Source organism: Rathayibacter sp. AC182, assembly GCF_979253875.1.
Map to the genome: position 1 here is coordinate 278,138 of NZ_CEEDEK010000002.1, position 13,029 is coordinate 291,166.

A 13,029-nucleotide genomic window follows, 5' to 3' on the forward strand; every position below is an offset into this window, starting at 1 on the left:
ATGGCCGTCCCCTCCGACCTGCAGTACACCTCCGATCACGAGTGGATCTCCGTCGACGGTGACGTCGCGACGGTGGGCATCACCGCCTACGCCGCGGACAAGCTCGGCGACGTCGTGTTCGTCGAGCTGCCCGACGCGGGCTCCCGAGTCGAGGGCGGCAGCGTCGTCGGCGAGATCGAGTCGACGAAGTCTGTGGGCGAGCTCTTCGCTCCGGTCGACGGCGAGGTCCTCGAGACCAACTCCGGAGTCGTCGACAGCCCCGAGCTCGTCAACTCCGACCCGTTCGGCGAGGGCTGGCTGATCAAGGTGCGCTTCGAGGCGCTGCCCGACGGCCTGCTCGACGCCGCGGCCTACGGCGAGCTGGTCGGAGAGTAGATGTCGACCGTCCGGACCCCCTCCGAGTTCGAGTCCCGCCACATCGGGACCGACGCCGACGCCCAGCGCAGGATGCTGGCCGCCCTCGGCTACGACTCCGTCGACGCGCTGGTCACCGCCGCCGTCCCCGAGTCGATCCGCGTGCGCGACCTCGCGCCTGTGCTGCCCGCCCCTGCGACAGAGACCCAGGCGCTGGCCGAGCTGCGCGCCCTCGCCTCCCGCAACACGGTGCGCCGCCCCCTGATCGGCCTCGGCTACCACGGCACGCTGACGCCCGCGGTGATCAAGCGCAACGTCCTCGAGAACCCGAGCTGGTACACGGCCTACACGCCCTACCAGCCCGAGATCTCGCAGGGACGCCTCGAGGCGCTGATCAACTTCCAGACGATGGTGTCGGACCTCACCGGTCTCGACACCGCCGGCGCGTCGATGCTCGACGAGGGCACGGCCGTCGTCGAGGCGATGCTCCTGGCCCGCCGGGCCTCCAAGGCGCGCACCGATGTCTTCCTCGTCGACTCCGACGCGCTGCCGCAGACGCTCGCGCTCCTGCGCGGCCGTGCCGAGGCGGTGGGCATCCGCATCGTCGAGCTGCCGCTCTCGCGCACCGACGCCGAGGACGTGCCCGAGTGCTTCGGCGCGCTCGTGCAGTACCCCGGCGCTTCCGGGCACCTCTGGGACCCCTCCGCCGTGCTGGCCGCGGTCACGGCCCACGGCGGCCTCGGAGTCGTCGCCGCCGACCTGCTCGCCCTCACCCTCGTCCGCTCGCCGGGCGAGCTCGAGGCGGACGTCGCGGTCGGCACCTCGCAGCGCTTCGGCGTCCCGATGGGCTTCGGCGGACCGCACGCCGGCTACCTGGCCGTCCGCAAGGGACTCGAGCGCCAGCTGCCCGGCCGCCTCGTCGGCGTCAGCCAGGACGCGGACGGCCATCCCGCCTACCGCCTGTCCCTCCAGGCCCGCGAGCAGCACATCCGCCGAGAGAAGGCCACGTCGAACATCTGCACGGCGCAGGTCCTCCTCGCCGTCATGGCGGCCATGTACGCGGTCTACTACGGTCCTGACGGCCTGGCGCGGATCGCGGAGCAGGTGCACTCGCGGGCCGCGCTGCTCGCGCGCCTCCTGCTCGACCGGGGCCACTCCCTCCGCCACGCCGACTTCTTCGACACCGTCGCGGTCGTCGTGCCGCACGGCGCGGAGGCGGCGGTCGCCCGCGCCCGCGATGCCGGCTTCGACGTGCGCCTCGTCGACGCCGACACGGTGGCGGTCTCGCTGGACGAGACCGTGACGACCGCCGAGGTCGTCGCACTCGCCGTCGCGATCGGCGACCTCGACTCGGCGCACGGCTTCCTCGCCGCCTCCTCGCGCTCGATCCCCGTCGCGCTCGAGCGCGCCACCCTGTTCCTCGTGCACCCGGTGTTCAACACCCACCGCAGTGAGACATCGATGATGCGCTACCTCAAGCGCCTCGCCGACGCCGACTACGCGCTGGACCGCGGCATGATCCCGCTCGGCTCCTGCACGATGAAGCTCAACGCCGCCGCCGAGATGGAGGCGGTCAGCTGGCCCGAGTTCGCGAATCTGCACCCGTTCGCCCCCGAGGCCGACGTGCAGGGCTCGCTCGCCCTCATCGACCAGCTCGAGCGCTGGCTCGCGCACCTCACCGGCTACGACTCCGTCTCGCTGCAGCCCAACGCGGGCTCGCAGGGGGAGCTCGCGGGACTGCTCGCGATCCGCGGCTACCACCGCGCGAACGGCGACCTGGAGCGCACCGTCTGCCTCATCCCGTCGAGCGCGCACGGCACCAACGCCGCCAGCGCGGTGCTCGCGGGCATGCGGGTCGTCGTCGTCGCCTGCGACGAGCTCGGCAACGTCGATCTCGACGACCTGCGCGCCAAGATCGGGGAGCACGCCCCGGCCCTCGCGGCGCTCATGATCACGTACCCGTCGACGCACGGCGTCTACGAGCACGAGGTCTCCGAGATCTGCCGCCTCGTCCACGAGGCCGGCGGGCAGGTCTACGTCGACGGTGCCAACCTCAACGCGCTGCTGGGCTTCGCGCGCTTCGGCGACTTCGGCGGCGACGTCTCGCACCTCAACCTGCACAAGACGTTCTGCATCCCGCACGGAGGTGGCGGCCCCGGAGTCGGACCCGTCGCGGCCAAGGCGCACCTCGCGCCGTTCCTGCCCGGGCACCCGCTCGCCCAGCGCCTCGAGCACGCCCTGGGCCAGAACGGGGAGACGGTCGTGCACGGCGGCGTCCCGGTCTCGGCGGCCCCCTACGGCAGCCCCGGCATCCTTCCCATCTCGTGGGCGTACGCCCGCATGATGGGCGAGGACAGCCTGCGAGCCGCCACCGGTGCCGCGGTGCTCTCGGCCAACTACGTCGCCGCTCGTCTGCGCGAGCACTTCCCGGTGCTCTACACGGGTGAGAACGGCCTGGTCGCGCACGAGTGCATCCTCGACATCCGCCCGCTCACCGCGGCGACCGGAGTGACCGTGGATGACGTCGCGAAGCGCCTCGTCGACTACGGCTTCCACGCCCCGACCATGAGCTTCCCCGTCGCGGGAACGCTGATGGTCGAGCCGACCGAGAGCGAGGACCTCGCCGAGATCGACCGCTTCATCGACGCGATGATCGGCATCAAGGCCGAGGCTGACCGCGTCGGTGCGGGGGAGTGGCCGGTGGACGACAACCCGCTGCGCAACGCCCCGCACACGGCGGAGTGCCTGGTCACGGGAGTGGACGCACCCGTACTCGCGCGAGGAGGCGGTCTACCCCGTCCGCTCGCTCGTGCGCGGCAAGTACTGGCCGCCGGTCCGCCGGGTCGACCAGGCCTTCGGCGACCGCAACCTGGTCTGCGCCTGCCCGCCGATCGAGGCCTTCGCCTGATCGGCCCGGCGCAACTGGGGCTGAGAGGCGCGACATCCCGATATCTCGGGAATCGCGGCCTCTCAGCCTTACTGTGCGGATCCTCTCTCCCTCACCTCCCTCCTGATCCCTCACGTCCTCCACAGTTCGACCGCGGCCTCGCCCGTCGAGATCGCCCGCGGCGCATCCTCGCTGCATGGACCTTGTGCACCTCGTTCTCACCGGCCTCGGCGGTGTCGGCTCCGCCGCGCAGCTCGCCGCTGCCGGCTGCACGCGGCACCATCTCGAGGACGGCGGTACGCGAGGGCTCTGTGCTCCGCGTCCGGCGCGGGTGGTTCGCTCTCCGGGGCATCGAACCAGGCGAGATCGCCGCTGTCGCCGCAGGCGGTCTCCTCACCTGCGTCTCAGCGCTCGCGACTCGACGGGTGTGGGTTCTGGCTGAGGACGCGCTGCACGTCGCCGTTCGTCCGAATGCGGTGCGTTCGCCTTCGCGCGGCGTGCGCCTCCACTGGCGGGAGTGGCCCGGATGCGGTCCGGAGACGTCATCGCGGGACGGCGTCCCGTTCGAGCGTCCTGCACGTGGTCTCCTGCTTGCCGGAGGAGGAGGCCGTGATGGCTCTCGACTCCGTCGTCGAGGAGAGCTCCTGCCCTACGGAGAGCTCATGGACCTCCGCCCACGTGCCACCTGTCGGTCGGCGGCGCGTGTTCGATCTCGTCGTGCCGGGATGCCAGTCGGGTCTCGGGACGAGGGCGCGTCTGGCAGGAGTCCGACTCAGGGTCCGAGTCCGTGCGCAGGTGTCCGTCGCCGGTGTCGGCCTGGTCGACAACGTCTTCGGCGACTGCCTCGCCGTCGAGACGGACGGCCGCGCGTTCCACAGCGGCTCGGCGCAGCTCGAGGAGGACTCACCGACGCACCCTCGCTCTGCAGGCGAGGGGCTTCGTCGTCGTGCGGCTGTCGTCCCGTCAGGTGCTGCACCAGTGGACCGAGACCGAGACCGCGCTCGCCCGTCTCGTCGGACGCCGACAGCACGTGTGGAGTCCATCTCAGCGCGCCCGACTGCAGAAGAAGGGTGGCCGACGGATTACGAATGAGACTGCGCGGATCGGTCGGATCAGCCTTACTTCTGCGGCTCCGGCGCCGCGAACAGCTCCGGCCAGAGCGCCACCGCCAGCGGATACCCCACGAACGACACGATGTCGATGATCGAGTGCGCGATCACGAGCGGCAGCGTGCGGCCGAAGCGCTGGTAGAACAGCCCGAACACGACGCCCATGATCACGTTGCCGATGAACGGCCCGATGCCCTGGTACAGGTGGTAGCTGCCCCGGAGCAGCGCGCTGGCGAAGAGGATCCGCCGCTGCCCCCAGCCCAGATCCTGGAGCCGCGCGAAGAGGTAGCCGACGACGATCACCTCCTCCTGGATCCCGGCGCGGATCGCCGAGAGCACGAGCACGGGCACGGTCCACCAGTACGTGTCGAGCGGTGAGGCGACCACCGCCACGGTCACTCCGAGCGCGCGGCCGAGGGCGTAGAGCGCGATCCCCGGCGCACCGATCGCGACCGCGAGCACGGTCCCGGTACCGAGGTCGCGCAGCGGATGCCGGAGGTCGAGCCCCAGCCGCCCCAGAGGCCGTCCGGAGCTCTGCCAGAGCAGGAACGCGCAGAGCGCCACCGGGACCAGATCGAAGAACAGCGCCAGCAGCTGGTAGATCAGGTCGAACGCGGGCCGGTCGCTGAGCGCTCCGTTCAGCGTCGCCGTCTGCTCCGAGAGAGCGATGTCACGCGTCAGCCGGTTGGTGATCGACACGACGGAGTAGATCGCGGAGGCGCCGAGCGAGAGGCCCAGGACGAGCAGGATCTCTGTCCGGATCCGCCCTCAGTGGCTGCATGGATCCTGTCAGCGTGGTGGACACTGCGTGGAGCTCCTCTGAATCGATGCGTTGCGCGAAGACGGCCCATCACGCAGGTTTCGTGCGGAATCGCGCAAGGATTCCACCTCCCGGTTACCGCTGTGTAACGGTTTCCACATGCTTTTGTGCAGATAGCGAGCCGATACATAGTCTCGTCGATGGCACTTGCGCGGGGGCCAACAGTCTCCCGTGCGCCGAGGCCGTCGCCACGCGCGCGGCGACCACAGCATCCGGGAAATCACTTCCCGTGCGCCCTCACACCACTGGAGGAATAGTGAAAATCAGACGTTTCGGCCTCGGAGCTCTGGCGCTCGTCGCCGCGAGCACCCTGGTCCTCGCCGGCTGCAGCAGCTCGAACGACGACGGTGGGGGAGATGCGGCCGGAGACTCCGCCGCGATCATCCTCACCAACGGCTCCGAGCCGCAGAACCCGCTGGTCCCGACCAACACCAACGAGGTCGGCGGCGGCAAGATCCTCGACGAGATCTTCGCCGGTCTCTACTACTACGACGCCGAGGGCGCGGCGCAGCCCGACCTGGCCGAGTCGGTCGAGTCGGACGACGCGCAGAACTACACCATCACGATCGAGCCCGGTCGCACCTTCACCAACGGTGAGGAGATCACGGCCCAGTCCTTCGTCGACGCCTGGAACTACGGCGCGAAGTACTCGAACGAGCAGCTCCAGAGCTACTTCTTCGAGGACATCGAGGGCTTCAGCTACGACGAGGACACCGAGCTCACCGGTCTGAAGGTCGTCGACGACACCACCTTCACCGTCGCGCTCTCGGCTCCCAAGTCGGACTTCCCGCAGCGCCTGGGCTACTCGGCCTACTACCCGCTGCCCAGCGTCGCCTACGACGACATGGACGCCTTCGGTGAGAACCCGATCGGCAACGGCCCGTACATGCTCGACGGCGAGGGCGCGTGGCAGCACGACGTCCAGATCGACCTGGTCGCTGAACCCCGACTACGACGGACCCCGCGTCCCGGTCAACGGCGGCATCACGATCACGTTCTACGCGACCCAGGACGCGTCGTACGCCGACCTGCTCGCGGGCAACGTCGACGTCATCGACCAGATCCCGGACTCCGCGTTCGGCACCTTCGAGAGCGACCTCGGCGACCGTGCGGTCAACCAGGCCTCCGCCGTGTTCCAGTCCTTCACCATCCCGGAGCGCCTCGAGCACTTCAGCGGTGAAGAGGGCAAGCTGCGCCGCCAGGCCATCTCGATGGCCTTCGACCGCGAGCAGATCACCGACGTCATCTTCGAGGGCACCCGCACCCCCGCGTCCGACTTCACCTCCCCGGTGATCGACGGCTGGAGCGACTCCCTCGAGGGCGCCGAGGTGCTCGAGTACAACCCCGACGAGGCGAAGAAGCTGTGGGCCGAGGCCGACGCGATCTCCCCGTGGACGGGCACCTTCTCGATCGCCTACAACGCCGACGGCGGACACCAGGGCTGGGTCGACGCCGTGTCGAACGCGGTCAAGAACACGCTCGGCATCGAGGCCGTGGGCGAGGCCTACCCGACCTTCGCCGAGGCGCGCACCAAGATCGTCGACCGCTCGATCGAGACCGCGTTCCGCACCGGATGGCAGGCCGACTACCCGGGTCTGTACAACTTCCTGGGCCCGCTGTACGCGACCAACGCCTCGTCGAACGACGGTGACTACTCCAGCGCCGAGTTCGACCAGCTCCTGGCCGACGGCTCGGCCGAGACCGACCTCGCGACCGCGAACGAGGACTACCAGAAGGCTCAGGAGGTCCTGCTCCAGGACCTCCCGTCGATCCCGCTCTGGTACGCCAACGTGACCGGCGGCTACAGCGAGACCGTGTCCGACGTAGAGTTCGGATGGAACTCGGTTCCGCTGTTCTACCAGATCACCAAGAGCTGACATCAGACACGACGGGCGCTTCGCCCGCGGGGACGGCACGACCGTTCCCGCGGGCGGAGCGCTCTGTTCGGTCACGATCGAATGAGGTCCACCATGCGACACCGGAACAGGCAGGGCTGACGTGCTCGCCTACATCGTCCGACGCATCCTGCAAGCCGTCCCCGTCCTGATCGGGACGACGTTCCTGATCTACTTCATGGTCTTCGCCATGCCGGGGAACCCCTCCTCGCCCTCTTCGGCGACAAGACCCCGAACGCCGCGCTGCTCGCGCGCCTCGAGGAGCAGTACCACCTGAACGAGCCGTTCATCGTGCAGTACCTCTACTACCTCGGCGGCGTCGTCCGCGGCGACTTCGGCATCTCCTTCTCGGGCCAGTCGGTGAACGACATCCTCGCCCGCACGTTCCCGGTCACGCTCACCCTCGCCATGATGGCGATCGTCATCGAGATCGTCGTCGCTCTCACGATCGGCCTCATCAGCGGTCTGCGGAAGGGCTCGTTCTTCGACGCCAGCGCGCTCGTGGTGAGCCTCCTCCTGGTCTCGGTGCCGATCTTCGTGCTGTGCTTCATCGCGCAGTCCTTCTTCGCGGTGCAGCTGGGCTGGTTCTCACCGACGGTGGGCGGCTCGCCGACGTTCGAGCGGCTCCTGCTCCCGGCCATCGTGCTCGCCCTGTTCGTCGTCGCCTCGGCCATCCGGCTCACCCGCGGCTCGGTCATCGAGACCGCGGGCTCCGACTTCGTGCGCACCGCGTACAGCAAGGGCCTCTCGCGCAAGCGCGTCGTGCCCGTGCACATCCTGCGCAACTCGCTGATCCCGGTCACGACCCAGTTCGGCGCCGACTTCGGCCTGCTGATCGTGGGCGCCACGGTCACCGAGGGCATCTTCAACGTTCCCGGAGTCGGGAACACGCTCTACCAGGCGATCATCGAGGGGAGCGGCCGACCGTCGTCTCCTTCGTCACGGTCATGGTGCTGTTCTACCTCGTGGTGAACATCCTCGTCGACCTGCTCTACGCCGTACTCGACCCGAGGATCCGCTATGCCAAATGAGATGAACCGCGACGCCCCCCGTCGCATCGATCACTTCGTGGCACCGCTCGAGGAGACCCCGATCGCCTCGGTCGACGCCGTCTCGCTCGACGAGAAGCCCAGCAACCTCTGGACCGACGCCTGGCAGGACCTGCGCCGCCGGCCGATGTTCTGGATCTCCGGCGCCCTGATCGTGCTGATCGTCGCCGTCGCGCTGCTCCCGAACCTCTTCACCTCGATCGACCCCCGCGCCTGCGACCTCGGCTTCAGCAACCAGGGCCCCGGCGACGGCAGCCTCCTCGGCTACACGAAGCAGGGCTGCGACGTCTACGCGCGCATCGTCCACGGCACGTCGACGTCGCTCACGGTGGGTCTGATCGTCATCCTGATCACCACGATCACGGGTGTCATCGGAGGCGCACTCGCCGGCTTCTTCGGCGGCTGGGTCGACACCGTGATCATGCGCGCGGGCGACATCTTCTTCTCGATCCCCTACATCCTCGCCGCCGTCGTCATCATGTCGGTCTTCTCGGCCCACCGGAACGTGTTCGTCATCGCCCTGGCGATCGGCGCGTTCGCGTGGCCGACCACGGCCCGCGTCCTGCGGTCCGAGGTCCTGCGGGTCAAGCAGTCGGACTTCGTCGGAGCGGCGACCGCCACGGGTCTGTCCCGCATGGCGATCCTGTTCCGCCACGTCATGCCCAACTCCATCGCCCCCGTGATCGTCGTCACGACGATCTCGCTCGGCGCGGCCATCACCGCGGAGGCGACCCTGTCGTTCCTCGGCGTCGGCCTCCCCGGCTCCGTGATGTCGTGGGGCAACGACATCAGCCAGGCCCAGCGCGACCTGCGGACCAACCCGCAGACGCTGATCTACCCGTCCGCCGCGCTGACCATCACCGTGCTGAGCTTCATCCTCATGGGCGAGGCCCTGCGCGACGCGCTCGACCCGAAGGCGAGGGCCCTCCGATGACCGACTCGACCACTCCGAAGGGGCCCCTGCTCCAGGTCACCGACCTCGAGGTCGGCTTCCAGACCGGCAGCGGCCTGGTGCCCGCCCTGCGCGGTGTCAGCCTCACGATCGAGCACGGCCAGACCGTCGCCATCGTGGGGGAGTCGGGCTCGGGCAAGTCGACGACCGCCGCGGCGATCATCGGCCTGCTCCCCGGTTCCGGCAAGGTCACCGGCGGCTCCGTGCTCTTCGACGGGAAGGACCTCGCGAAGGCGACGCGCTCCGAGCTCGAGGACATCCGCGGCCGCCGCATCGGCTACGTGCCGCAGGACCCGATGTCGAACCTCAACCCCGTGTGGTCGGTCGGCTTCCAGGTCGAGGAGACCATCCGGGCGAACGGTCTCGCGACCGGCCGCAAGGAGGTGCGCGCCAAGGCGATCGAGGTGCTGCAGAACGCCGGTCTCGCTGACGCGGAGAAGCGGCTGAAGCAGTTCCCGCACCAGTTCTCCGGAGGCATGCGCCAGCGCGTCCTGATCGGCATCGGCCTGGCCGCGGCGCCCCAGCTCCTCATCGCCGACGAGCCGACCTCGGCTCTCGACGTCACGGTGCAGCGGCGGATCCTCGACCACCTCGAGACGCTGACGAAGACCGACGGCACCGCGCTGCTCTTCATCACGCACGACCTGGGCCTCGCCGCCGAGCGCGCCGAGAAGCTCATCGTCATGTACAAGGGTCGCATCGTCGAGTCCGGCGCCTCGGTCGAGGTGCTGCAGAACCCGCAGCACCCCTACACGCAGCGCCTGATCGCCGCGGCCCCGAGCCTCGCCTCGCGCCGCATCCAGTCGACCGCCGGAGCCGCGAGGAGTCGGTGCCCGGCGAGTCCGCCGCCGTCGCCGAGGTCGACCTCGTCCGCGCGGCGGGCACCCGCACGGGCGCCCCCACGACGACGAAGCCGATGATCGAGGTCGAGAACCTGACCAAGGTCTTCAAGATCCGCCGCGGCGGGCTGAAGGCCGAGGACTTCACGGCCGTGGACGACGTCTCGTTCTCGATCCCCAAGGGCACCACCACCGCCCTCGTGGGCGAGTCGGGCTCGGGCAAGTCGACGATCGCGCGCCTCGTGCTCGGTCTTGAGACCGCCACCAAGGGGGCCATCTCGATCGACGGACGTCGCACCGAGAAGCTCCGCGGCAAGGAGATGCTGGCGCTGCGCCGGTCGATGCAGCCCGTGTTCCAGGACCCGTACGGCTCGCTCGACCCGCTGCACAACATCGGCAACACGATCTCGGAGCCGCTGCGGGTGCACAAGGTCGGCGACCGCGCCTCGCAGCGCGAGCGCGTCTTCGAGCTGCTCGACCAGGTCTCGCTCCCGCGCGTCATCGCCGGGCGCTACCCGAACGAGCTCTCCGGTGGTCAGCGCCAGCGCGTCGCCATCGCCCGGGCACTCGCGCTCAAGCCCGAGATCGTCGTGCTCGACGAGGCCGTCTCGGCGCTCGACGTGCTCGTGCAGGCGCAGATCCTCCGCCTGCTCGCGGATCTGCAGGCCGAGCTCGGACTGACCTACCTGTTCATCACGCACGACCTGGCCGTGGTCCGCGTGATCGCGGACGACGTCTGCGTGATGCAGAAGGGTCGCATCGTCGAGCACGCGCCGACCGACACGGTGTTCGACTCCCCGGAGCAGGAGTACACCCGCGAGCTGCTCGCGGCGATCCCCGGCGCCGGGATCGAGTTCGCGGTCTGATCCGCCGCCGCCGAGGGCCCCGTTCCGCGCCCGAGAGTCCGGTGTTCCGCGGGGTGATCGGACCGGATCGGGGCCCTCCGTCGTTCCGCGGCGCGCCTGCGGTACGATGGAGGGTCCCCCTTCATGCACGAGAACACGAGACGAGTCCGTTCACATGGCAAGTGCCACCCGCTCCGACCTGCGCAACGTCGCGATCGTCGCCCACGTCGACCATGGCAAGACCACCCTGGTCGACGCCATGCTCAAGCAGACGAACTCCTTCGACGCGCACGCCCACGTGGACGAGCGCGCGATGGACTCGAACGAGCTCGAGCGCGAGAAGGGCATCACGATCCTCGCGAAGAACACCGCGGTCTCGTACCGCGGCAAGCACGCGACCGAGGGCCCCATCACGATCAACGTGATCGACACCCCGGGCCACGCCGACTTCGGCGGCGAGGTCGAGCGCGGCCTGTCGATGGTGGACGGCGTCTGCCTCCTCGTCGACGCGTCCGAGGGCCCCCTCCCGCAGACCCGCTTCGTGCTCCGCAAGGCGCTCGAGGCCAAGCTGCCCGTGATCCTGCTGGTCAACAAGACCGACCGCCCCGATGCGCGCATCGACGAGGTCGTCGCCGAGAGCCAGGATCTGCTCCTCGGCCTCGCCTCCGACATGGCGGACGACGTCCCCGACCTCGACCTCGACGCGATCCTCGACGTCCCCGTCGTCTACGCCTCCGGCAAGGCGGGCCGCGCGTCCTCGAACAAGCCCGAGAACGGCACCCTGCCCGACGCGGAGGACCTCGAGCCGCTGTTCGAGGCGATCCTGAAGCACATCCCGGCGCCGACCTACGACGACGAGGCGCCCCTCCAGGCCCACGTCACGAACCTCGACGCCTCGCCCTTCCTCGGCCGCCTCGCGCTGCTGCGCGTCTTCAACGGCAACATCAAGAAGGGCCAGACGGTCGCCTGGGTCCACCACGACGGCACGCACACGAACGCCCGCATCACCGAGCTGCTGATCACGAAGGCGCTCGACCGCTACCCGGCCGAGTCCGCCGGCCCCGGCGACATCGTCGCGATCGCGGGCTTCCCCGAGATCACCATCGGCGAGACCATCGCCGACCCGGAGGACATCCGCCCGCTGCCGGCCATCACGGTCGACGACCCGGCGATCTCGATGACCATCGGCACCAACACCTCGCCGCTCGTCGGCAAGGTCAAGGGCCACAAGCTCACCGCGCGCATGGTCAAGGACCGCCTCGACCGCGAGCTCATCGGAAACGTGTCGCTCAAGGTCCTCGACATCGGCCGCCCCGACTCGTGGGAGGTCCAGGGCCGCGGCGAGCTCGCGCTGGCGATCCTCGTCGAGCAGATGCGCCGCGAGGGCTTCGAGCTCACCGTCGGCAAGCCCCAGGTGGTCACCCGCCAGGTCGACGGCAAGACGCACGAGCCGTTCGAGCACCTGACGATCGACGCCCCCGAGGAGTACCTCGGCGCCATCACGCAGCTCCTCGCCGCCCGCAAGGGCCGCATGGAGAACATGGCGAACCACGGCACCGGCTGGGTCCGCATGGAGTTCATCGTCCCCTCGCGCGGTCTGATCGGCTTCCGCACCGAGTTCCTCACCACCACGCGCGGCACCGGCATCGCGAACGCGATCCTGCACGGCTACGAGCCGTGGGCCGGCGCCATCGTCACCCGCAACAACGGCTCGATCGTGGCCGACCGCACCGGTGTCGTCACTCCGTTCGCCATCATCGCGCTCCAGGAGCGCATGACCTTCTTCGTGAACCCCACGGAAGAGGTCTACGAGGGCATGGTCATCGGCGAGAACTCGCGCAACGACGACATGGACGTGAACATCACCAAGGAGAAGAAGCTGACCAACATGCGTCAGTCCACCTCCGACACGTTCGAGTCGATGACGCCGTCGCGTCAGCTGACGCTCGAGGAGTGCCTCGAGTTCGCCCGCGAGGACGAGTGCGTCGAGGTCACCCCCGAGATCGTGCGCATCCGCAAGGTCGAGCTCGACGCCAACGCGCGCGCCCGTCAGACCAGCCGTCTGAAGAAGCAGGGCTGATCCCGTCGGGCGCCCTGCGCGCCCGCTCGGCTCGGACCGGTCGGAGGTCCACCTCCGGCCGGTCTTCTGCGTCTCGTCCCCCCAGCCCGTCGAGCAGCTGCGCGGCGGCGTCTAGAGACCCACGTGCTCCGGGGGTCGCGGATCTCGATACGGCCGCTGCGCGGCCTACTCGATCAGCGGGGAGGGGCGCCCCCTCTGC

Annotated in this window: 4 protein-coding genes and 4 pseudogenes; 7 read left to right on the forward strand and 1 reads right to left on the reverse strand. The window is 69.4% G+C overall.

The features are described from left to right. Nucleotides 1-375: a glycine cleavage system protein GcvH gene (gene gcvH / locus AC0CII_RS02445; protein WP_207403022.1), complete on the forward strand. Its 375-nt coding sequence runs from the start codon at nucleotides 1-3 to the stop codon at nucleotides 373-375. After that, nucleotides 376-3,262: pseudogene (gene gcvP, locus AC0CII_RS02450) on the forward strand (aminomethyl-transferring glycine dehydrogenase). A gap of 1,097 nt (nucleotides 3,263-4,359) precedes the next feature. Here the strand turns inward: gcvP and AC0CII_RS02455 are convergent. Then, on the reverse strand, nucleotides 4,360-5,049 hold the full coding sequence (locus tag AC0CII_RS02455; RefSeq protein WP_465228564.1) for a CPBP family intramembrane glutamic endopeptidase: 690 nt from the start codon (nucleotides 5,047-5,049) through the stop codon (nucleotides 4,360-4,362). Nucleotides 5,050-5,426: 377 nt separating this feature from the next. On the opposite strand from AC0CII_RS02455, the pseudogene AC0CII_RS02460 reads away from it, so the two are divergent. The 5 genes and pseudogenes from AC0CII_RS02460 to typA all read left to right on the forward strand — a co-directional run bounded on the left by AC0CII_RS02460 (nucleotide 5,427) and on the right by typA (nucleotide 12,830). After that, nucleotides 5,427-7,047, forward strand: a pseudogene (locus tag AC0CII_RS02460) (peptide ABC transporter substrate-binding protein). A 121-nt stretch (nucleotides 7,048-7,168) separates the two neighbouring features. After that, nucleotides 7,169-8,096: pseudogene (locus AC0CII_RS02465) on the forward strand (ABC transporter permease). Nucleotide 8,097: 1 nt separating this feature from the next. Then, nucleotides 8,098-9,048 (forward strand): ABC transporter permease, encoded by a 951-nt coding sequence (locus AC0CII_RS02470; protein WP_207403033.1) that lies wholly within the window; start codon nucleotides 8,098-8,100, stop codon nucleotides 9,046-9,048. Continuing rightward, nucleotides 9,045-10,771: pseudogene (locus tag AC0CII_RS02475) on the forward strand (dipeptide ABC transporter ATP-binding protein). Before AC0CII_RS02470 ends, AC0CII_RS02475 begins: the two are co-directional and overlap by 4 nt. Before the next feature lie 154 nt (nucleotides 10,772-10,925). Beyond that, on the forward strand, nucleotides 10,926-12,830 hold the full coding sequence (typA, locus tag AC0CII_RS02480) for a translational GTPase TypA (protein ID WP_465225527.1): 1,905 nt from the start codon (nucleotides 10,926-10,928) through the stop codon (nucleotides 12,828-12,830). The last annotated feature ends 199 nt before the right edge of the window (nucleotides 12,831-13,029 follow it).